The organism is Pseudomonas mangiferae (assembly GCF_007109405.1).
In the GTDB taxonomy this organism is placed as follows: Bacteria; Pseudomonadota; Gammaproteobacteria; order Pseudomonadales; family Pseudomonadaceae; genus Pseudomonas_T; species Pseudomonas_T mangiferae.
Genome location: NZ_VJOY01000003.1, coordinates 280,851 through 300,265, shown reverse-complemented (window position 1 = coordinate 300,265; position 19,415 = coordinate 280,851). Strand labels below are relative to the sequence as shown.

Here is a 19,415-nt window from a genome sequence, read left to right as displayed (position 1 = left end):
TGGCGCCGCAGGGAAGGTCTGGCTTGGACGCGGCGCGCCGGGCAAAGGTTCGTCGGGCGCGAGGCGCCGTCGGCTCGCGCCTGTCATGCAGCCATGGGTATACTCGGCGGTCCCGTTTCAGGCTGATTCCGTGGAGCGTCCGCATGTCCGGCAATACTTTCGGCAAGCTGTTCACCGTCACCACCGCTGGCGAAAGTCACGGCCCGGCGCTGGTCGCCATCGTCGACGGCTGCCCGCCCGGCCTGCCGCTTTCCGCCGAGGACCTGCAGCTCGACCTGGACCGGCGCAAGCCGGGTACCAGCCGGCACACCACCCAGCGCCAGGAGGCCGACGCGGTGGAGATCCTCTCCGGGGTCTTCGAAGGCCGCACCACCGGCTGCCCCATCGGCCTGCTGATCCGCAACACCGACCAGAAGTCCAAGGACTACTCGGCGATCAAGGACCAGTTCCGCCCGGCCCATGCCGACTACACCTACCACCACAAGTACGGGCTGCGGGACTACCGCGGCGGCGGTCGTTCCTCGGCCCGGGAAACCGCCATGCGGGTGGCGGCGGGCGCCATCGCCAAGAAGTACCTGGCGACCCTGGGCATCCGGGTGCGCGGCTACATGAGCCAGCTGGGGCCCATCGAGATTCCCTTCAAGACCTGGGACAGCGTCGAGCAGAACGCCTTCTTCAGCCCCGACCCGGACAAGGTGGCGGAGCTGGAGGCCTACATGGACCAGCTGCGCCGCGACCAGGACTCGGTGGGGGCCAAGGTCACCGTGGTGGCCGAGGGCGTGCCGCCCGGCCTGGGCGAGCCGATCTTCGATCGCCTGGACGCCGAACTGGCCCACGCGCTGATGAGCATCAACGCGGTGAAGGGGGTGGAGATCGGCGACGGTTTCGCCAGCGTCGCCCAGCGCGGTACCCAGCACCGTGACGAACTGAGCCCCGAGGGCTTCGCCTCCAACCACGCGGGCGGCATCCTCGGAGGGATTTCCTCCGGCCAGCCGATCGTCGCCCACCTGGCCCTCAAGCCCACCTCCAGCATCACCACCCCGGGGCGCAGCATCGACATCCATGGCGCGCCGGTGGATGTGATCACTAAGGGCCGCCACGACCCCTGCGTGGGCATCCGCGCCACCCCCATCGCCGAGGCGATGATGGCCCTGGTGCTGGTGGACCACCTGCTGCGCCACCGCGGGCAGAACGCCGACGTCCGGGTCGACACCCCGGTACTGCCGCAGCGTTGAGCGCGGCCATGGCCGGGCCGGGAAGCGGCCGTCGGTGAGCGCGTCCCTGCCTTACTGGCGGCTGTCCAGCTTCTATTTCTTCTACTTCGCGTTGCTCGGCGCCACGGCGCCGTTCCTCGGCCTGTATTTCGCCCACCTGGGGTTCCCGGCGGCGCGCATCGGCGAGCTGGTGGCGATCCCCATGCTGATGCGCTGCATCGCGCCGAACCTGTGGGGCTGGCTGGGCGACAGCACCGGCCGCCGCCTGTTGATCGTGCGCCTCGGCGCCCTCTGCACCCTGGCCAGCTTCGCCCTGATCCTGGCGAGCAAGAGTTACGCCTGGCTGGCCCTGGTGATGGCCCTGCACGCGTTCTTCTGGCATGCGGTGCTGCCGCAGTTCGAGGTGATCACCCTGGCCCACCTGCGGGAGCAGGCGGCCCGCTACAGCCAGGTTCGGCTGTGGGGCAGCATCGGCTTCATCCTGACCGTGGCCGGGCTGGGCCGGCTGTTCGAGTGGAGCAGCCTGGACCTCTACCCCTGGGCGATGCTAGTCATCATGGCCGGCATCGTCGGCGCCAGCCTGTGGGTGCCCGACGCCACGCCGGCACCGCGCGGCGACGCCGCCAGCGGCGGCTTCCTGGCCCAGCTGGCGCGGCCTGGCGTGGCGGCCTTCTACGCGTGCGTCGGCCTCATGCAGCTGTCCCACGGGCCCTACTACACCTTCTTCACCCTGCACCTGGAATCCCTCGGCTATGCCCGGGGGCTGATCGGCCAACTGTGGGCCCTGGGAGTGGTGGGGGAGGTGCTGCTGTTCGTGGTCATGGCGCGGCTGCTGGCCCGGTTCAGCGTGCCCCAGGTGCTGATCGCCAGCTTCCTGCTGGCGGCCCTGCGCTGGTTGCTGCTGGGCACCCTGGCCGATCACCTGGGCGTGCTGCTACTGGCGCAGCTGCTGCACGCGGCCACCTTCGGCAGCTTCCACGCCGCCGCCATCGATTTCGTCCAGCGCAGCTTCGGCCACGCCCAGCAAGGCCAGGGCCAGGCGCTGTACGCCGCCCTGGCCGGCATCGGTGGCGCCCTCGGCGCGTTGTACGCCGGCTACACCTGGAACAGCCTCGGCCCGGCCTGGACCTTCGTCCTCGCCAGCCTCGCGGCCCTGGCCGCCGCCGGCCTGGCCTGGCATTCCCTGCGCGAACGGCCGGTGGCCGTGCACACGTCTTCCCAGAAGGATTCCTCATGACCGCCCTCCGCGAACGCCTCGCCCAGGAGATCATCGACGCCGGCCGCTTCCTCTACGAGCGAGGCTGGTCGCCGGCCACCAGCAGCAACTATTCCACCCGGCTGTCCGCCGACCAGGCGCTGCTCACGGTGTCCGGCCGCCACAAGGGGCGTCTCGGGCCCGACGACGTACTGGCCACCGACCTGGCGGGGAACAGCCTGGAACCCGGCAAGAAGCCCTCGGCCGAGACGCTCCTGCACACCCAGCTGTACGGCTGGAAGGCGGCGATCGGCGCGGTGCTGCACACCCACTCGGTGAACGCCACGGTGCTGTCGCGGCTGTGCCTGGGGGATTCCCTGGTGTTCGCCGACTACGAGCTGCAGAAGGCGTTCTCCGGCATCGCCAGCCACGAGACCCAGGTGCAGGTGCCGATCTTCGACAACGACCAGGACATCGCGCGCCTGGCGGCCCGGGTCCAGCCCTGGCTGGACGCGCATCCGGACTGCGTCGGCTACCTGATCCGCGGCCATGGCCTTTACACTTGGGGGCCGTCCATGGGTGACGCGCTGCGCCAGGTGGAAGCCTTCGAGTTCCTCTTCGAATGCGAACTGAAAGTGCGCGCCCTGCAGCGCTCCTGATCCACCCGGGGCGTCCGGACCCGATGCCCCCAGCCGAGCGGAGAAGCCGATGAGTTGCCTGAGCGTCTACCACGAATCCAGCCCCGACCTGCCGGACAAGGTCCTCACCGATGCCGGTGACATCGCCGCCACCCTGGCGGAGGTGGGTGTGCGCTTCGAGCGCTGGGAAGCCGCCACGCCGGTGACCGCCGGTGCCAGCCAGGACGCGGTGATCGCCGCCTACCGGGCGCAGATCGATACCCTCATGGGCGAGCGCGGCTACGTCACGGTGGACGTGGTCAGCCTGGACGCCTCCCACCCGCAGAAGGCGGAGCTGCGCGCCAAGTTCCTCGACGAGCACCAGCACGGCGAGGACGAGGTGCGCTTCTTCGTCGAAGGCCGCGGGCTGTTCACGCTGCATATCGACGATTACGTCTACGCCGTGCTCTGCGAGAAGAACGACCTGATCTCGGTCCCGGCTGGCACCCGCCACTGGTTCGACATGGGCGAGCAGCCGCATTTCGTCGCGATTCGCCTGTTCAACAACCCCGAGGGCTGGGTCGCACGCTTCACCGGCGACGACGTCGCCAGCCGATTCCCCCGCCTGGACGACTGAGTCCGGCCCCCGTTACGGAGCAGGCATGCCCATCACCGCCATCCTCACTGACATCGAAGGCACCACCAGCGCGGTCAGTTTCGTCTTCGACACGCTGTTTCCCTACGCCGCCGAACACCTGCCCGACTTCGTCCGGACCCGGGGCGACGACCCGGAGGTGGCCCGCCAATTGGACGCAGTGCGGGCGGACATTGGGGAACCCCAGGCGGATCGCGAGCGGGTGATCGAGGTGCTGCTGGGGTGGATCGCCGAGGACCGCAAGGCGACGCCCTTGAAGGCGCTGCAGGGTATGGTCTGGGCCGAGGGCTATTCCGCGGGCCGGCTGAAAGGGCACGTCTACCCCGACGCAGTGGAGGCGCTACGGCGCTGGAAGGCGGAGGACTATGACCTGTACGTGTATTCCTCCGGCTCGATCCAGGCGCAGCGGCTGATCTTCGGCTGCTCCGAGGCCGGTGACCTGAGCCCGCTGTTCTCCGGCTACTTCGACACCACCAGCGGGCCGAAGCGGGACGCCGCCTCCTACCGCCGAATCGCCGAGGCCATCGGCCAGCCGCCTTCGACGCTACTGTTCCTCTCCGACGTGGTGGAGGAACTGGACGCGGCCCGGGACGCCGGGCTGCGCACCTGCGGGCTGGCGCGCCAGGGCGGCGATTTGCCCGGGCATCCGTGCGTGGCCAGCTTCGGCGCCATCGACCCGGCGGCGTTCTGAGTCGTCACTCGTCGGCGTTGCCGTTGCGCTGGTCGATCATGTCCTGACCGCTCTGCTGGCGCTCCTGGGTCATTTCCCCCGCGCGTGATTCGCGGTCGTAGTCATCCTGGCCAGGCGGGGTGTCGTTGGCGCCGATGCCGGTGTTGCGGCGCGCGGGGTTGGCGTTGCCGTTGGGCTGCTGCGCCGGTTGCGGGGTGACGGTGGTGGGGGTGTTGATCATCGGTGCGTTGGGGCCGGTGGCCGGCCCGGAAGGCGAGGCGGGGGTCTGCGCCGGGGCGGAACTGGCGGCGTGGGCGCCGCTGGCGAGGAGGGCGCCCAGGGCGAGGGCAACGGCAACGGTCTGCTTCCTGTTCATGCTGGCGACTCCTTGGTCGGTCGATACCTGACATTGGGCTGCCGGTCGCGCCGTCGAGTTCGCCTCGTCGATCCCGGCAAGCGGCGCCATCCGTCGGGAGGTGGAGGGAACCGCCGTTCGCGGCGGGCGTTCCTAGTTGTATCCCTTCCCCCTTTGAACACGAGGTACCGACCATGGGTTCGCTGTTGAGCGGTCTGGCCAGCCTGATCATCCTGGCCCTGGATATCTGGGCGATCATCCACGTGATGCGCAGTGGGGCCGAGCCCGGGCCGAAGATTCTCTGGGTGCTGCTGATCCTCTGCCTGCCGGTGCTGGGGCTGATCATCTGGGCCATCGCCGGGCCGCGGTCCGGCGCCATGCGCGTCTGAGCCAGCGCCCCGGTTATCGGGCGTGGCGCGGGTTCCACCTCGCACGCCGCGCCGCGTAGAATGCGCGCCTTTCTCGACGACGCCGCCGCGCGTTGCCGCCCGCTTTCGCTTGAGAGGCTGCCATGAGCGACTATCAGGAAACCCTTTACGACGGCTACGGCCAGCGCTTCCGCATGGACACGCTGCTCCACGAGGTGCGCACCGAGCACCAGCACTTGGTGATCTTTGAGAATGCCCGCATGGGCCGGGTGATGGCCCTGGACGGTGTGATCCAGACCACCGAGGCCGACGAATTCATCTACCACGAGATGCTCACCCACGTGCCGCTGCTGGCCCATGGCGCCGCGCGCCGGGTGCTGATCATCGGCGGCGGCGACGGCGGCATGTTGCGGGAAGTGTGCAAGCACCCGGGCGTCGAGCAGATCACCATGGTGGAGATCGACGGCACGGTGGTGGACCTGTGCAAGACCTACCTGCCCAAGCACTCCAGCGGCGCCTTCGACGACCCGCGGCTGAACCTGGTGATCGACGATGGCATGCGCTTCGTCGCCACCACCGATCAGCGCTTCGATGTGATCATCTCCGACTCCACCGACCCCATCGGCCCGGGCGAGGTGCTGTTCTCCGAGAACTTCTACCAGGCCTGCCGCCGCTGCCTCGCCGATGGCGGCATCCTGGTGACCCAGAACGGGACGCCGTTCATGCAGCTGGCCGAAGTGCAGACCACCGCCTCGCGGATGCACGGGCTGTTCGCCGACTGGCATTTCTACCAGGCCGCGGTGCCCACCTACATCGGTGGCGCCATGACCTTCGCCTGGGGCAGTACCGACATCGGCCATCGCCGCCTCGCCCTGGACACCCTGCGCCAGAGCTTCGCGAAGAGCGGCATCGCCACCCGCTACTACAACCCGGAAATCCACCAGGGGGCGTTCGCCCTGCCGCAGTACGTGCTGCAGGCCATCGGCAAGCCCGGCAACGACTGAGCCGCCGCTGCGGTGGATCGCCCCAGGGGCTTGATCAATCCACCGCCAGCCCTTAGCGTGCGCCCATCGCCGCCCTGCCGGGCGGCATCCCCTCTCACCTTCCGCCCGCGGTCCCGTCGGCCGCTGGCGTTGCGCAGGAACCCCCTCCATGCAGGACGCGATCAAGGTCTTCGTCGGCTGCGACCCCAACGACTGCGACCTCGAACAGATGATGGTGCTGGACTACAGCATCCGCAAACACACCTCGATGCCGGTGGACATCCACTGGATGCAGCTCTCCCGGGACCCCCAGAGCTTCTGGTACTCCGACCCCCAGCAGCAGCTGGGCTGGCGCACCGAGGCCTGGACCACGCCTTTCTCGGCGTTCCGCTGGGGCATCCCGGCGTTCTGCGACTACCAGGGCAAGGCGATCTATATGGACACGGACATGATCGTGCTGAGCGACCTGGCCGAGCTGTGGAACACCCCGTTCGAGCCCGGCAAGGTGGTGATGGCCAAGGGGGGCGAAGAGTCCTGGCGCTTCTGCGTGTCCATGTGGGACTGCCAGGGCGCCGAGCGCCACCTGCCGCCCATCGAGGCGCTCAAGGGCAAGCCGGAGAGCCACCAGACCCTCAAGCGCTACTACAAGGAAAACACCGCGGTCATCCAGCCGTTCGATACCCAGTACAACAACATCGATGGCGAGGACGCGTCGGTGGAGCAGATCAAGATCCTTCACTATTCCGACATGGGCACCCAGTTCTCCCACCGGATTTCCTTCCCTCGCCTCGCCCGGGAAGGCAAGAAGCACTGGTTCGACGGCGAGGTGATGCCCCACCCGCGGCAGGACCTGCAGGCGCTGTTCGAGCGCTACTACGAAGAAGCCCTGGCCAACGGCTATTCCCTGGAGAACTACCGCGCCCGGCCGGTGTTCGGCGAGTTTCCCAAATACTCCCAGAAGGGCTACACCGGCAACCGGGTCACCCGGCCCAAGCACTGGTGGAAGAAACTGAAGTTCTGGTGAGCGCGCGCCGCCCCATGAAAAAAGCCCGTGTCCTGCGACACGGGCTTTTTCGTTCACGCCGCCCCGGTTACAGGTTGGCGGCGTTTTCCGACAGGTACTGGGCGACGCCTTCCGGCGAGGCGGTCATGCCCTTGTCGCCTTTCTTCCAGTTGGCCGGGCAGACTTCGCCGTGCTCTTCGGTGAACTGCAGAGCATCCACCAGGCGCAGCAGCTCGTCCATGTTGCGGCCCAGGGGCAGGTCGTTGACGATCTGCGAGCGGACCACGCCCTGGGTGTCGATCAGGAACGCGCCGCGGAACGCCACGCCGCCTTCGGATTCCACGTCGTAGGCCTTGGCGATCTCGTGCTTGACGTCAGCCGCCAGGGTGTACTTGACCGGGCCGATGCCGCCTTTTTCCACCGGGGTGTTGCGCCAGGCGTTGTGGCTGAAGTGGGAGTCGATGGACACGCCGATCACTTCCACGTTGCGCGCCTGGAAGTCGGGGATGCGGCGGTCCAGGGCGATCAGTTCGGACGGGCAGACGAAGGTGAAGTCCAGCGGGTAGAAGAACACCAGGCCGTATTTGCCCTTGATGGCCGACGACAGGCTGAAGTTTTCGACGATCTCGCCGTTGCCCAGCACCGCGGCGACTTCGAAATCCGGGGCCTTCTTGCCTACGAGTACGCTCATTCCATTTCTCCTAGTGTCGATGAGGGAGACGCCGCGGCGGGCCTTGCCGTCCGTCGGCGTCCCTGGGGGCGACATGATACACCGCGTGCCTGCCGGCCGCCGCAGACGCCGTTGATTGCTGGTCCCCGTGGGCTTTTCGGGAGTCCTGGAGGGATAAAACGGGCGTGGATCGAGCTTTGACAATCATTCTCATTACTATTAGTATCCCTCGCACTGCCCACCTGCCGAGGGTTGCTGAGTATGTATGTGTGTCTTTGCCAGGGTGTCACCGACGGCCAGATCCGCGACGCGATCTACGAGGGCTGCTGCAGCTACCGTGACGTGCGCGAGACCCTCGGGGTCGGTACCCAGTGTGGCAAATGCGCCTGCGTCGCCAAGCAGGTGGTACGCGAAACCCTCAGCGACATGCAGAGCCAGGTTTCGCTGGCGTATCCGGCGAATTTCGTCGCCGCCTGATTTCCCGCTTTTCCAGAGAACCGGACCTCGAGTCCGGTTTTTTTATGTCTGAATTCAAAGCGTTAGCGCCGAGTCGCGGAACAAAAACATTCGTATTCAGATTTAAATTCGTTTATATTTCAATAACTTAGGTTTGACACGGGGTTTCCCTGCGGCCAGAATCCGCTCGAACACCCAAATTCGACCGTGGCAGGACCTCAGCATGAAAGGCGACAAGCAAGTCATCCAGCATCTCAACAAAATCCTCGGCAACGAGCTGGTCGCGATCAATCAGTACTTCCTGCACGCGCGGATGTACCAGGATTGGGGCCTGAAGAAACTCGGCGAGCACGAGTACCACGAGTCCATCGACGAGATGAAGCATGCGGACAAGCTGATCAAGCGCATCCTCTTCCTCGAAGGGCTGCCGAACCTGCAGGAGCTCGGGCGCCTGCTGATCGGCGAGAACACCAAGGAGATGCTGGAGTGCGACCTGCGCCTGGAGCACAAGGGCATCCCGGACCTGCGCGCGGCCATTGCCTATTGTGAGAGCGTCGGCGACTACGCGAGCCGCGAGCTGCTGGAAGACATCCTCGAGTCCGAGGAAGAGCACATCGACTGGCTGGAGACCCAGCTGGGCCTGATCGACAAGGTCGGCCTGCAGAACTACCTGCAGTCGCAGATGGAAGACTGACCGATACCGGTCATGAAAAAGCCCCGCATCGCGGGGCTTTTTTCGTTTCGCCGAACCGGATTCAGGCGTCGGTCTTCTGCACGGCGGACTTGATGAGGTCCTGCAGCTCACCTTTCTCGAACAGCTCGGCCATGATGTCGCTGCCACCGACCAGTTCGCCACCTACCCACAGCTGGGGGAAGGTCGGCCAGTTGGCGTACTTGGGCAGGTTGGCGCGGATTTCCGGGTTCTGCAGGATGTCGACGTAGGCGAACTTCTCGCCGCACGCCATGACCGCCTGGGCGGCACGGGCCGAGAAGCCGCACTGCGGGGCGTTCGGCGAGCCTTTCATGTAGAGCAGCACGGTGTTGTTGGCGATCTGCTCTTTGATGGTTTCGATGATATCCATGGGTATACCTCGGCTGGACTGACCCGACTCGGCGTCGGCACGGTGGCCGGCATTGTAACGGAAAGCCGAGTGCCGCGCTCGGTCACTGGGGCGTGCGCCGGCCGCCCTCAGGCGGCCTCCACTTTCACCGGCACCCCGTTCAGCGCGGCGTTCCCGGATAGGCCGTCGAGCCGGCGCTCGTCGGTGAGGTCATTGGCGCTGGCCCCCGGCTGGCGACTGGCCACCTGCAGGCGAACGCCGGCTCGCCCATGGCCCCAGCCGTGGGGCAGGCTGACCACGCCCGGCATCATGTCCTCGCTGGCGGCCACCTCGATCTCCAGGCTGCCGACCCGCGACCGCACCCGTACCCGCTGACCGTCCTGCAGCCCGCGCCGGGCAAGGTCCGCCGGGTGCATCAGCAACTGGTGGCGGGGCTTGCCCTTCACCAGCCGGTGATAGTTGTGCATCCAGGAATTGTTGCTGCGCACGTGGCGCCGGCCGATCAGCAGTAAGGCGCCGTCGGGCAGGGCGGGCGTTTCGGCGAACCGCGCCAGGTCGGCCAGCAGCAGGGGCGGCGCGGCCTGAATGCGCCGCTCCGGGGTCTTCAGGCGCTCCGCCAGGTTCGGCGCCAACGGCCCCAGGTCGAGACCGTGGGGATGGGCGCGCAGGACCTCCACGCTGAGCCCCAGGGCGTGGCGGTCACCATAGGGGCCGGCACGCAGGCCCATGTCGATCAGCACGTGGGGCGGCACCGTGGGTTTCAGCGGGACGCCGGTGCGGGCGGCGAACGCCTCGGCGAGGCCGACGAAGATTTCCCAGTCGTGAAGCGCGCACTCCGGCCGGGCGAGGACCGGCTCGTTGAAGCGGGTGACGTTGCGCACCGCGAACAGGTTGAACGTGGTGTCGTAGTGATCGTGTTCCAGGGGCGCGGTGGGCGGCAGGATCAGGTCGGCAGAGCGGGTGGTCTCGTTGATGTAGAAGTCCACCGCCAACTGGAACGACAGGCCCTTCAGCGCGTGCTCCAGTTGGCGCCCGTTGGGCGTGGAGAGCACCGGATTGCCGGCCACGGTGATCAGGGCATGGACCTGGCCGTCGCCCTCGACCCGCATCTCCTCCGCCAGGGCCGCCACCGGCAGCTCGCCGCCGTATTCCGGAAGCCCCGAGACGCGGCTGCGCCAGCGGTCGAAGTGACCGCCCCCGGTGCTGCCCACCAGGTCCACCGCCGGCTGGGTGCAGAGGGTGCCGCCGGGCCGGTCCAGGTTGCCGGTAACCAGGTTGATCAGCTGGATCAGCCACTGGCAGAGGCTGCCGAAGGCCTGGGTGGAAACGCCCATGCGTCCATAGCACACCGCCCGCGGTGCGGCAGCGAAGTCCCGGGCCAGCTGGCGGATCGTCTCGGCCTCGACCCCGCAGCGCGGCGCCATGGCGTCGGCGGGGAAGGGCGCGACGGCGTCGCGCACCGCATCCAGGCCGTCTACCGGCAACGGGCCCGGGCGCACCAGGCCTTCCGCGAACAGGGTGGCGAGCACGCCCAGCAGCAGGGCCGCGTCTTCCCCGGGGCGGACGAACAGGTGCTGGTCGGCCACCTGGGCGGTCTCGCTGCGCCGCGGGTCCACCACTACCAGGCGCCCGCCCCGGGCCTGCAGCGCCTTCAGGCGCTTCGCCACGTCCGGCACCGTCATCAGGCTGCCATTGGACGCCAGCGGATTGCCGCCGAGGATCAGCATGAAATCGGTGTGATCGATGTCCGGGATGGGGATCAGCAGGCCATGGCCGTACATCTGCTGGCTGACCAGGTGGTGGGGCAACTGGTCCACGGAGGTGGCGGAGTAGCGGTTGCGGGTCTTCAGCAGGCCGAGGAAATAGTTGGCGTGGGTCATCAGCCCGTAGTTGTGCACGCTGGGGTTGCCCTGGTAGATCGCCACGGTGTCGCGCCCGTGACGCGCCTGGAGGTCCGCCAGGCGCTCGGCCGCCAGGGCGAAGGCATCGTCCCAGCCGATGGCTTCCCAGTGGTCGCCGATGCGCCGCATGGGCTGGCGCAGCCGGTCGGGGTCGTCCTGGATGTCCTGCAGGGCCACCGCCTTCGGGCAGATATGGCCACGGCTGAAGCCGTCCAGGGGATCGCCCTTGATGGACAGGATGCGGGTGCTGCCGTCGGGCTCGGTGGCGGTTTCGATGGCCAGGCCGCAAAGGGCCTCGCAAAGGTGACAGGCACGGTAGTGTGAGGTGGTGGCGGACTGGGTCATGGCCTCGTCTCTCCGGTTGTGTCGGGGGACTATGGCCCTGGCACCGGGCTCCCGCCAGCAAGGTTCGTCCCGTGAATCGCCCGGCATCAGCGGCGCGACCCGGGCCAACGGAAAAGTTCCCCTGTAATCAAACCTTTATGGAACGGCAACGGCGCTGACACAGACCCTCGCCAAGATTCCCCCAGCACCAGCGAGCCCCCGGCTCGCGTGCCTTTCTGCCAAGACTAAGGGGAATCCTTCGATGCGTCGTAAGCACAGTTTCCGTGGGGTGAAGGTCGGCTTCGCCGGCAGCGCGCTGGCCCTGGCCATTTCCGCCCAGGCGTTCGCCGGCACCGTCACCACCGATGGCGCTGATATCGTGGTCAAGACCAAGGGCGGTCTGGAAGTGGCCACCACCGACAAGCAGTTCGGGTTCAAGATCGGCGGCCGCCTGCAGGCGGACTACAGCCGCTTCGATGGCATCTACACCCGCAACGGCGACACCGCCGATGCCGCCTACTTCCGCCGCGCCTTCCTGGAGATCTCCGGGGTGGCCTTCACCGACTGGGCGTACATCATCAACTACGACCTGTCCCACAACTCCGGCAGCTCCGACGACGGCTACTTCGACGAAGCGTCCATCAGCTACAACGGCTTCGCGCCGCTGTCCATCAAGGTGGGCCGCTTCGACCCGGACTTCGGCCTGGAGAAGGCCACCAGCTCCAAGTGGGTGACCGCCCTGGAGCGCAACGCCGCCTACGACCTGATCGACTGGGCCAACTCCCACCAGAACGGCATGGGCATCCAGGCCCTGGCCCTGCTGGGTGACTCGGGCTACGTCTCCACCAGCCTGAGCAGCAAGGACAACAACGACGACGACGGCGACAGCATCAAGCAGTTCAACGCCCGCGGCGTGTTCGCCCCGATGCACGAGGCCGGCAACGTCCTGCACGTCGGCGCCAGCTTCGCCCGTCGCGACGTGTCCGATGCCAGCTTCGACGCCCGCTTCCGCTCCCGCCTGGGCATTCGCGGCGTGGAGACCCTGGGCGGCAACGATGCCGGCAGCAACGGCAACCGCCCGGTGTTCGGTGGCGCCAACAACTCGCCGTCCGGCTCCTACGACGACGACACCGCCTGGGGCCTGGAAGGCGCCTGGGCCATGGGCCCGCTGTCGGTGCAGGGCGAGTACATCAAGCGCAAGCTCAAGTCGGACAGCGACGCCTACCACGACATCAAGGGCGACGGTTACTACGCTCAGGTGGCCTACACCCTGACCGGCGAGGCCCGTGGCTACAAGGTCGGCCGCTTCGACGCGATCAAGCCGGAGAACAAGCAGATCGGCGCCTGGGAGCTGTTCTACCGCTTCGACAGCCTGTCGGTGGACGACAAGAACATCGTGGCCGCCAGCGCCACCCGCGACGTCGGCGACGGCGAAGCCAAGGTGCACAACCTGGGCGTGAACTGGTACGCCACCGAGGCGGTGAAGCTCAGCGCCAGCTACGTCAAGGCGAAGACCGACAAGGTCTTCAACGCGGTGAACAGTGTGCGGACCGGCGACGACGACGGAGATGGCTTCATCGTCCGCGCCCAGTACGTCTTCTAACAAAGCAGAGCGCCTGTAGTCGTTTGCCCCGCCTCGCGCGGGGCTTTTTCATGGGCAGCCTTTTCTGGGGGAGGGCGCCTGCCGGGCAGACCAACCTGGCGCAGCCCTTCGGGCTTGGCGACCCAGGCGTGCGCCATATTCGCCTGCCGGCTGCAACCGGCGAACCGCTCCTCGGCAACGCTTCCCTTCGGCCCGCCCCCGCGCCAGACTGCTCGCCATGCCGATCCAGACCCTGCAACGCCTGTCCGACCTCGACCCCCGCGAATGGGACGGCCTGTTGCCGTCGCCCCAGCAGCCCTTCCTGCGCCACGCCTTCCTGTCCGCCCTGGAGGACAGCGGCAGCGTCTGCGCCGCCCAGGGCTGGCGCCCGGCTCACCGGCTGCTGCGGGGCGCGGATGGCCGCCTGCGGGCCGCCGCGCCGGCCTACCTGAAGCAGCATTCCTACGGCGAGTACGTGTTCGACTGGGCCTGGGCCGATGCCTGCCAGCGGGCGGGCATCGCCTACTACCCGAAGCTGCTGGCGGCGGTGCCGTTCTCCCCGGTGAGCGGGCCGCGCCTGCTGGGGGAGACCGCTGCGGTGGACGAGCTGCTGGCGGGCTGGGCCGAGTCCCTGGACGAGGCGGGCGTATCGGGGCTCCACGTCAACTTCACCGACCCGGCGGCGGACGCTCGGCTGGCGTCGCGGAATGGCTGGCTGGAGCGGCTGGGCTGCCAGTTCCACTGGCACAACCGCGGCTACCGGGATTTCCAGGATTTCCTCGACACCCTGAGTTCGCGCAAGCGCAAGCAGATGCGCAAGGAGCGCGACCAGGTGGCGGGGCAGGGGATGGCCTTCGACTGGCGCGAGGGTCGCGAACTGAGCGAGGCGGAGTGGGACTTCGTCCACGCCTGCTACGCCAACACCTATTTCGTGCGGGGCCGCGAGCCGTACCTCACCCGGGCATTCTTCAGCTTGCTGGCGGAGCGCATGCCCGAGGCGATCCGGGTGGTGTTCGCCCGCCAGGGCGCCCTGCCGGTGGCGATGGCGTTTTCCCTGGTGGGTGACGGCAGCCTCTATGGCCGCTACTGGGGGTGCCTGGCGGAATACGACCGCCTGCATTTCGAGACCTGCTTCTACCAGGGCATCGACTACGCCATCGCCCAGGGCCTGACGCGCTTCGACGCCGGCGCCCAGGGCGAACACAAGCTGATCCGCGGCTTCGAGCCGGTGCTGACCCGCTCTTGGCATTACCTGGCGCACCCGGGACTGCGTGCGGCGGTGGCCGAATTCCTCGCCCAGGAGCGCGAAGGCGTGCGGCATTACGCCGAGCAGGCGCGGGAGGCCCTGCCGTACCGCCGGGACGGCTGAGCCGGCGTCAGTCGACGCCGACGAAGCCGCCGGTCTGGTGCTGCCAGAGCCGGGCGTACAGGCCGCCCCGGGCGATCAGCTCGGCGTGGGTGCCCGTTTCCACCACCTGGCCGTGCTCCAGCACCACCAGGCGGTCCATGCGGGCGATGGTGGACAGCCGGTGGGCGATGGCGATTACCGTCTTGCCGTGCATCAGCGTCTCCAGGCTTTCCTGGATCGCCGCCTCCACTTCCGAGTCCAGGGCGGAGGTGGCTTCGTCCAGCACCAGGATCGGCGCGTTCTTCAGCAGCACCCGGGCGATGGCGATGCGCTGGCGCTGGCCGCCGGACAGCTTGACCCCGCGCTCCCCCACCTGGGCATCCAGGCCACGGCCGCCCACGTGGTCGTGGAGCGCCGGGATGAAGCCGTCGGCCCGGGCCTGGGCGGCGGCGGCCAGCAGGTCCTCATCGCTGGCGTCCGGCTTGCCGTAGCGCAGGTTGTCGCGGATCGAGCGGTGCAGCAGCGAGGTGTCCTGGGTGACCACGCCGATCTGCGCGCGCAGACTGTCCTGGGTCACCGCGGCGATGTCCTGGCCATCGATGAGGATGCGCCCGCCCTCCAGGTCGTAAAGGCGCAGCAGCAGGTTGACCAGGGTGGACTTGCCGGCGCCGGAGGGGCCGACCAGGCCGATCTTCTCGCCCGGGCGGACCTCGAAGCTCAGGTTCTCGATGACCCCGCCCGGTTTACCGTAGTGGAAGCGAACCTGCTCGAAGCGCACCTCGCCACGGCTCACCTCGAGCGGCACCGCGTCGTCCCGGTCGGCGACCCGCCGCGGCTGGACGATGGTGCGCATGCCGTCCTGCACGCTGCCGACGTTCTCGAAGATGCCGTTGACCACCCACATGATCCATTCGGACATGTTGTTGATGCGGATCACCAGGCCCAGGGACAGGGCGATGGCGCCGGTGCTGATCAGCGACTGGCTCCACAGCCACATGGCCAGCCCGCCGGTGCCGACGATCATCAGGCCATTCAGGCAGGTGATGACGAAGTCCATGGTGGTGATGGTGCGGGTCTGGGCGCGCACCGTGTCGATCATCTCGCCCATGGCCTCGGCGGCGTAACGCTCCTCGTCGCGGGTGTGGGCGAACAGCTTCAGGGTCATCACGTTGGTGTAGCCGTCCACCACCCGGCCCATCAGCTTGGAGCGGGACGAGGAGGCGGTGGCCGAGCGGTCCTTGATGCGCGGGACGAAGTAGCGAAGGGTGGCAATGTAGCAGACGATCCAGGCCGCCAGGGGCAGGGTCAGGCGGATGTCGGCCTCGGCGAACAGGTACAGCGCGCTGCCGGCGTAGATCACCACGTGCCACAGGGCGTCCACCACCTGGATCGCCGAGTCCCGCAAGGCCTGGCCGGTCTGCATGATGCGCTGGGCCACCCTGCCGGCGAAGTCGTTCTGGAAGAAGCCCAGGCTTTGCTTGAGCACGTAGCGGTGGTTCTGCCAGCGGATCAGGTTGGTCAGGCCGGGGTTCAGGGTCTGGTTCGCCAGCAGGTTGTGCAGGCCGAAGAGCAGTGGCCGCACCACCAGGGCGACCGCGGCCATCCCCAGCATTTCCCGGCCGTGCTCGGCGAAGAACTGCGCGCTAGGCGTGGTCTGGGCCAGGTCGATCAGGCGGCCGATGAAGTCGAACAGCGCCACTTCCACCAGCGCGGCGAAGAAGCCCACCACCATCAGCCCGCCCAGCAGCGGCCACACCTGGCGCAGGTAGTGGAGGTAGAAACGCGTTACGCCGGCGGGAGGCTCGGCATCGGGCGCGGGTTTGAAGACGTCGATGAGGTTTTCGAAGAAGCGGAAAAGCATGGGAAATCCTGTCCGGCCGTACCGCCGGCGGGGGCGGCACGGGGTTGCGAAAAGCCCGGCGGAGAGGATCGGTCGCGCAGGTGAAGCCTGCGCGGGCGGGACGATCGACCCGAGGGGCGTCAGAGGCGTTTGGCGGAAACCACGGTGACCGGCTGCAGCGGCACGTTCTGGTTCATGCCGCGGTTGCTGGTGGGCACGCCGGCGATCTGGTCCACCACGTCCATGCCGCGCACCACCTTGCCGAACACCGCGTAGCCGAAGTCGCGGGCGCCGTGGTCGAGGAAGGCATTGTCCTTGTGGTTGATGAAGAACTGGCTGGTGGCCGAATCCTTCGCCTGGGTGCGTGCCATGGCCAGGGTGCCGCGCACGTTGTGCAGGCCGTTGTCGGCCTCGTTCTTGATCGACGCCTGGGTGGGTTTTTCCTGCATGTCGGCGGTGAAGCCGCCGCCCTGGATCATGAAGCCGGGGATCACCCGGTGGAACACGGTGCCGTTGTAGAAGCCCGAATCCACGTAGGCGAGGAAGTTCTTCACGCTGACCGGGGCCTTGTCGTCGTCCAGCTCGATCTCGATCTCCCCCTTGCTGGTGGTCAACAGCACGTGGGGCTTGCCGGCGGCCATCAGGTTGGCGGTGAACAGCAGGGTGCAGGCGGCGATGAACAGTCGCTTGAGCATGGTCGTTCCTTATCAGGGGAGGTGGGAGCGCTGCCCGCGGGCGCACAACGCAAGGCGTGGCTCGTCGGGCGAGGGCACGTAGGGTGCCGCGAAACCGCCGCCGCGGCCAGCCTGGGCGGCGCCGACTGCGTCACATCGCCGGGCCAGGGTAGGACCCGGGGACCTCCGTCGGCGTTCCCTGGCGCCGGTATCAGCAAGGCACGGTAGGGGCCTCGGCGGTATCCAGCGGCTCGGCGTCGTAGCGGCGGATCAGCTCCACCAGGATCTGTGAGGCCGGCCCCAGGGCCCGGTCGCGGTTGGCGTAGAGGTAGAACGTGGGGTGCCGCCGCCCGCCATGCTCTAGGGGCAGCGGCTTGAGAATACCGTCGCGCAGCTCGCGCTCGATCAGATGCCGCGGCAGCCAGGCGAAGCCCAGGCCGCTGCCGACGAAGGTGGCGGCGGTGGGCAGGCTGCCCACCGTCCAGCGCTGCTCGGCGCCCAGCCAGCCCACGTCCCGGGGCTGGGTGCGGCCGGAGTCGCGGATCACCACCTGCAGCTGGCTTTCCAGGTCCTGCACGCTGAGCACCCGCTGGAGGCGATGCAGGGGATGGTCCGGGTGGGCCACGGCGATGAATTCCACGGTGCTCAGCTCGGCGCCCAGGTAGCCGGGCAGGCTCATGCTGCTGATGGCCAGGTCCGCGGTGCCCTCCAGCAGCACCTCGTCCACCCCGGAGAGCACTTCTTCGCGCAGGCGCACCCGGCACCCGCGGCTCTGGGGCATGAACGCGGACAGCGCACGCACCAGCCGGGCGTTGGGGTAGGCGGCGTCCACCACCAGTCGCACCTCGGCTTCCCAGCCCTGCTCCATGTGGTGGGCCAGCTCTTCCAGCTGGCTGGCCTGTTTGACCAGTTGCCGCGAACGCCGCAGCAGCACTTCGCCGGCTTCGGTGAGCACCGCCTTGCGGCCGTCGATGCGCAGCAGCGGCACGCCCAGCTGCTCCTGCATCCGTGCCACGGTGTAGCTGACCGAGGATTGCGAGCGGTGGGTAGCTTCCGCCGCCTGGGCGAAGCCGCCGTGGTCGACCACTGCCTGCAGGGTGCGCCATTGCTCCAGGGTGACACGGGGTGCCTTCATCCGAACCTCTTCTTATCGTATGGATGGCCGTGGCCGGGCGTTGCGTTCGCGGCGGTTTCCGCGGAATCTGGCCCTCGTTCCGTCCGGCCGAGATCGTCCTCGATGAAAAACCTGCTCTGCGCCTTCGCCGCACTCGTTCCGCTGACCGCCTGGGCCTACCCGATCGACCTCGATCGGCAGCTCAACGGTACCGAAGTGACCTATGTCACCGATGACCTGGACCCGAGCATGGGCTCCATCACCCTGCGCAACGACGGGCAGAGCCCGGTCGCCTGCAGCGTGATCTTCGCCAATGGGCCGGAGGCGCCGAAGCGACGCCGCGCCTCCCTGGCGCCCGGCGAGACCGCCAACCTGGTGGTCCACTTCAACCGCACCATCATCAAGCTGCGCATCGAGTTGGAATGCACGCCCTGATGAGCTGCACAGACTAGGGAGCGTACCCCGACAAATCAATGCGTTAGCCGGCATCGGCAGAAGCGGGCGGTGGCCCGTGGGGCAGGGTGCGCAGTGCGGACGTCGAAACGACTGAACGATGACGCCGCGCCAGGGCCGAAATTCAAGTATCCCCTGCCCATGGAGTCATCGCGATGAAACGTACCCTGACGGCCCTGTTGATCTCCGGCCTGCTGGCCGCTCCCGCCTTCGCCGACAGCACCGGCCCCACCAATCCCGTTCCGCCCAGTGACCCGGCAGCGCCCACATCGCCTATCGGCGTGAACGGCCAGGGCACCAGCCCCGACAACGTCGGCAACAAGCCGGCCACCGAAGTCGGCCGCGGTACCGGTCGCTCCACCGGCACGGCCACGGGCGACGGCACCACCGGTGAAGCCACTGGCACTGGCAAGGCAACCCAGGAAGATACCGGCAAGAGCGGCACCACCAAGGGTCAGTGATCTGGCGATCATCACGCGACCGATAAATCGAAGGCCCGGTGCACGCCGGGCCTTTTTATATCTAGAGGAATGGAGCGAAGAAAATCTGACGGAGGATCAGGACGGTTCGGCGTCCTGGTTCATGCGTTCCAGCTCTTCCTGAAAAACCCGGTCCATGGGCGTCTCACGCTTGCGCCAGGGTTTTCGTTCAGGGCGCCGTTGTGCGGCATAGGTGACGATTTCATTGCCACGCTTGGTGAAAGTTTCCGCCTGAAGAGCGAGTTGTTCTCTGAGTTCATCTTTGGACATATATACGACTCCTGTCTTTATAGGGCTCTGAGCTCCTGGAAAGTGTGGGGCTGTGAATCCGCTTTAAATAATGACGTTGCGCTTTTTAGCGCAGTTCAAACGAGATGGATGTACAGGGCGACGAAAGGTATTGGCACGATTAGGCATCTTGCAAAATGCCTTGCGATTGAATTGCCATCGTGC

At 67.4% G+C, this 19,415-nt stretch carries 22 protein-coding genes; 14 read left to right on the top strand and 8 right to left on the bottom strand.

Annotated elements, in window-relative coordinates; all coding sequences use genetic code 11:
- Positions 1–143 precede the first annotated feature (143 nt).
- From aroC to mtnC, 5 genes are read left to right on the top strand one after another with little or no spacing between them, the layout of a single operon-like run.
- Positions 144–1,235, top strand: coding sequence for a chorismate synthase (gene aroC, locus FM069_RS05760; RefSeq protein ID WP_143487334.1), 1,092 nt, complete (start codon positions 144–146; stop codon positions 1,233–1,235).
- A 34-nt stretch (positions 1,236–1,269) separates the two neighbouring features.
- Positions 1,270–2,451, top strand: a complete 1,182-nt coding sequence (locus FM069_RS05755) for an MFS transporter (protein ID WP_143487333.1) — start codon at positions 1,270–1,272, stop codon at positions 2,449–2,451.
- Complete coding sequence (locus FM069_RS05750; protein ID WP_143487332.1) at positions 2,448–3,068, top strand: methylthioribulose 1-phosphate dehydratase; 621 nt, start codon at positions 2,448–2,450, stop codon at positions 3,066–3,068. The genes FM069_RS05755 and FM069_RS05750 overlap by 4 nt, the downstream gene beginning before the upstream one ends.
- Before the next feature lie 49 nt (positions 3,069–3,117).
- Positions 3,118–3,663 (top strand): 1,2-dihydroxy-3-keto-5-methylthiopentene dioxygenase, encoded by a 546-nt coding sequence (locus FM069_RS05745; RefSeq protein ID WP_143487331.1) that lies wholly within the window; start codon positions 3,118–3,120, stop codon positions 3,661–3,663.
- Positions 3,664–3,688: 25 nt separating this feature from the next.
- Positions 3,689–4,372 carry an acireductone synthase gene (gene mtnC / locus FM069_RS05740; RefSeq protein WP_143487330.1) on the top strand — a complete coding sequence of 228 codons (684 nt, stop codon included), beginning with the start codon at positions 3,689–3,691 and terminating at the stop codon, positions 4,370–4,372.
- A gap of 4 nt (positions 4,373–4,376) precedes the next feature.
- Here mtnC and FM069_RS05735 read toward each other — a convergent pair whose 3' ends face one another.
- Positions 4,377–4,727, bottom strand: a complete 351-nt coding sequence (locus FM069_RS05735; protein ID WP_143487329.1) for a hypothetical protein — start codon at positions 4,725–4,727, stop codon at positions 4,377–4,379.
- Between the two features lie 173 nt (positions 4,728–4,900).
- On the opposite strand from FM069_RS05735, the gene FM069_RS05730 reads away from it, so the two are divergent.
- The 3 genes from FM069_RS05730 (at position 4,901) to FM069_RS05720 (ending at position 7,081) form a co-directional block, all read left to right on the top strand.
- Positions 4,901–5,095, top strand: coding sequence for a PLDc N-terminal domain-containing protein (locus FM069_RS05730; protein WP_143487328.1), 195 nt, complete (start codon positions 4,901–4,903; stop codon positions 5,093–5,095).
- A 122-nt stretch (positions 5,096–5,217) separates the two neighbouring features.
- A complete protein-coding gene (gene speE, locus FM069_RS05725; protein ID WP_143487327.1) occupies positions 5,218–6,078 on the top strand; it encodes a polyamine aminopropyltransferase in 861 nt (286 codons plus the stop codon).
- Positions 6,079–6,226: 148 nt separating this feature from the next.
- A complete protein-coding gene (locus tag FM069_RS05720; RefSeq protein WP_143487326.1) occupies positions 6,227–7,081 on the top strand; it encodes a glycosyltransferase in 855 nt (284 codons plus the stop codon).
- 67 nt (positions 7,082–7,148) lie between these two features.
- Here the strand turns inward: FM069_RS05720 and FM069_RS05715 are convergent, their stop codons facing one another.
- Positions 7,149–7,751 (bottom strand): peroxiredoxin, encoded by a 603-nt coding sequence (locus FM069_RS05715; RefSeq protein ID WP_143487325.1) that lies wholly within the window; start codon positions 7,749–7,751, stop codon positions 7,149–7,151.
- Between the two features lie 240 nt (positions 7,752–7,991).
- Here FM069_RS05715 and FM069_RS05710 point away from each other — a divergent pair, with 240 nt between their 5' ends.
- Both FM069_RS05710 and bfr read left to right on the top strand, forming a co-directional pair.
- Positions 7,992–8,207 (top strand): bacterioferritin-associated ferredoxin, encoded by a 216-nt coding sequence (locus FM069_RS05710; protein WP_143487324.1) that lies wholly within the window; start codon positions 7,992–7,994, stop codon positions 8,205–8,207.
- Positions 8,208–8,409: 202 nt separating this feature from the next.
- Positions 8,410–8,880 (top strand): bacterioferritin, encoded by a 471-nt coding sequence (gene bfr / locus FM069_RS05705; RefSeq protein WP_143487323.1) that lies wholly within the window; start codon positions 8,410–8,412, stop codon positions 8,878–8,880.
- 61 nt (positions 8,881–8,941) lie between these two features.
- On the opposite strand, the gene grxD is transcribed toward bfr, so the two are convergent.
- Together grxD and FM069_RS05695 are read right to left on the bottom strand one after the other, a co-directional pair.
- Positions 8,942–9,268, bottom strand: coding sequence for a Grx4 family monothiol glutaredoxin (gene grxD / locus FM069_RS05700; RefSeq protein WP_143487322.1), 327 nt, complete (start codon positions 9,266–9,268; stop codon positions 8,942–8,944).
- 107 nt (positions 9,269–9,375) lie between these two features.
- Positions 9,376–11,493, bottom strand: coding sequence for a molybdopterin oxidoreductase family protein (locus tag FM069_RS05695; RefSeq protein WP_143487321.1), 2,118 nt, complete (start codon positions 11,491–11,493; stop codon positions 9,376–9,378).
- Positions 11,494–11,734: 241 nt separating this feature from the next.
- Here FM069_RS05695 and FM069_RS05690 point away from each other — a divergent pair, with 241 nt between their 5' ends.
- Together FM069_RS05690 and FM069_RS05685 are read left to right on the top strand one after the other, a co-directional pair.
- Positions 11,735–13,075 (top strand): OprO/OprP family phosphate-selective porin, encoded by a 1,341-nt coding sequence (locus FM069_RS05690; protein WP_143487320.1) that lies wholly within the window; start codon positions 11,735–11,737, stop codon positions 13,073–13,075.
- 217 nt (positions 13,076–13,292) lie between these two features.
- Positions 13,293–14,423, top strand: a complete 1,131-nt coding sequence (locus FM069_RS05685; protein WP_143487319.1) for a GNAT family N-acetyltransferase — start codon at positions 13,293–13,295, stop codon at positions 14,421–14,423.
- A gap of 7 nt (positions 14,424–14,430) precedes the next feature.
- Here FM069_RS05685 and FM069_RS05680 read toward each other — a convergent pair whose 3' ends face one another.
- The 3 genes from FM069_RS05680 to FM069_RS05670 form a co-directional block, all read right to left on the bottom strand.
- Positions 14,431–16,263, bottom strand: a complete 1,833-nt coding sequence (locus FM069_RS05680) for an ABC transporter ATP-binding protein (protein WP_143487318.1) — start codon at positions 16,261–16,263, stop codon at positions 14,431–14,433.
- 119 nt (positions 16,264–16,382) lie between these two features.
- Positions 16,383–16,937 carry a peptidylprolyl isomerase gene (locus FM069_RS05675; RefSeq protein WP_143487317.1) on the bottom strand — a complete coding sequence of 185 codons (555 nt, stop codon included), beginning with the start codon at positions 16,935–16,937 and terminating at the stop codon, positions 16,383–16,385.
- 190 nt (positions 16,938–17,127) lie between these two features.
- Entirely contained in the window at positions 17,128–18,051 is a 924-nt protein-coding gene (locus FM069_RS05670) for a LysR family transcriptional regulator (protein WP_143487316.1), read from the bottom strand.
- 102 nt (positions 18,052–18,153) lie between these two features.
- Between FM069_RS05670 and FM069_RS05665 the strand changes: the two genes are divergently transcribed.
- Together FM069_RS05665 and FM069_RS05660 are read left to right on the top strand one after the other, a co-directional pair.
- Positions 18,154–18,465, top strand: a complete 312-nt coding sequence (locus FM069_RS05665) for a 3-phosphoglycerate kinase (protein ID WP_143487315.1) — start codon at positions 18,154–18,156, stop codon at positions 18,463–18,465.
- A gap of 173 nt (positions 18,466–18,638) precedes the next feature.
- Positions 18,639–18,944, top strand: coding sequence for a hypothetical protein (locus FM069_RS05660; RefSeq protein WP_143487314.1), 306 nt, complete (start codon positions 18,639–18,641; stop codon positions 18,942–18,944).
- A gap of 96 nt (positions 18,945–19,040) precedes the next feature.
- On the opposite strand, the gene FM069_RS05655 is transcribed toward FM069_RS05660, so the two are convergent.
- Positions 19,041–19,232, bottom strand: coding sequence for a hypothetical protein (locus tag FM069_RS05655; protein ID WP_143487313.1), 192 nt, complete (start codon positions 19,230–19,232; stop codon positions 19,041–19,043).
- Between the last annotated feature and the right edge of the window lie 183 nt (positions 19,233–19,415).

Excerpts from the sequence above, each read along its gene's own strand:
- FM069_RS05720 (WP_143487326.1), top strand. The coding sequence starts at position 6,227 with ATGCAGGACGCGATCAAGGTCTTCGTCGGCTGCGACCCCAACGACTGC.
- FM069_RS05735 (WP_143487329.1), bottom strand. The coding sequence starts at position 4,727 with ATGAACAGGAAGCAGACCGTTGCCGTTGCCCTCGCCCTGGGCGCCCTC.
- mtnC (WP_143487330.1), top strand. The coding sequence starts at position 3,689 with ATGCCCATCACCGCCATCCTCACTGACATCGAAGGCACCACCAGCGCG.
- FM069_RS05695 (WP_143487321.1), bottom strand. The coding sequence starts at position 11,493 with ATGACCCAGTCCGCCACCACCTCACACTACCGTGCCTGTCACCTTTGC.
- FM069_RS05660 (WP_143487314.1), top strand. The coding sequence starts at position 18,639 with ATGAAACGTACCCTGACGGCCCTGTTGATCTCCGGCCTGCTGGCCGCT.
- FM069_RS05750 (WP_143487332.1), top strand. The coding sequence starts at position 2,448 with ATGACCGCCCTCCGCGAACGCCTCGCCCAGGAGATCATCGACGCCGGC.
- speE (WP_143487327.1), top strand. The coding sequence starts at position 5,218 with ATGAGCGACTATCAGGAAACCCTTTACGACGGCTACGGCCAGCGCTTC.
- FM069_RS05745 (WP_143487331.1), top strand. The coding sequence starts at position 3,118 with ATGAGTTGCCTGAGCGTCTACCACGAATCCAGCCCCGACCTGCCGGAC.
- FM069_RS05715 (WP_143487325.1), bottom strand. The coding sequence starts at position 7,751 with ATGAGCGTACTCGTAGGCAAGAAGGCCCCGGATTTCGAAGTCGCCGCG.
- FM069_RS05670 (WP_143487316.1), bottom strand. The coding sequence starts at position 18,051 with ATGAAGGCACCCCGTGTCACCCTGGAGCAATGGCGCACCCTGCAGGCA.
- FM069_RS05655 (WP_143487313.1), bottom strand. The coding sequence starts at position 19,232 with ATGTCCAAAGATGAACTCAGAGAACAACTCGCTCTTCAGGCGGAAACT.
- bfr (WP_143487323.1), top strand. The coding sequence starts at position 8,410 with ATGAAAGGCGACAAGCAAGTCATCCAGCATCTCAACAAAATCCTCGGC.
- aroC (WP_143487334.1), top strand. The coding sequence starts at position 144 with ATGTCCGGCAATACTTTCGGCAAGCTGTTCACCGTCACCACCGCTGGC.
- FM069_RS05690 (WP_143487320.1), top strand. The coding sequence starts at position 11,735 with ATGCGTCGTAAGCACAGTTTCCGTGGGGTGAAGGTCGGCTTCGCCGGC.
- FM069_RS05710 (WP_143487324.1), top strand. The coding sequence starts at position 7,992 with ATGTATGTGTGTCTTTGCCAGGGTGTCACCGACGGCCAGATCCGCGAC.
- FM069_RS05685 (WP_143487319.1), top strand. The coding sequence starts at position 13,293 with ATGCCGATCCAGACCCTGCAACGCCTGTCCGACCTCGACCCCCGCGAA.
- FM069_RS05665 (WP_143487315.1), top strand. The coding sequence starts at position 18,154 with ATGAAAAACCTGCTCTGCGCCTTCGCCGCACTCGTTCCGCTGACCGCC.
- grxD (WP_143487322.1), bottom strand. The coding sequence starts at position 9,268 with ATGGATATCATCGAAACCATCAAAGAGCAGATCGCCAACAACACCGTG.
- FM069_RS05675 (WP_143487317.1), bottom strand. The coding sequence starts at position 16,937 with ATGCTCAAGCGACTGTTCATCGCCGCCTGCACCCTGCTGTTCACCGCC.
- FM069_RS05680 (WP_143487318.1), bottom strand. The coding sequence starts at position 16,263 with ATGCTTTTCCGCTTCTTCGAAAACCTCATCGACGTCTTCAAACCCGCG.
- FM069_RS05730 (WP_143487328.1), top strand. The coding sequence starts at position 4,901 with ATGGGTTCGCTGTTGAGCGGTCTGGCCAGCCTGATCATCCTGGCCCTG.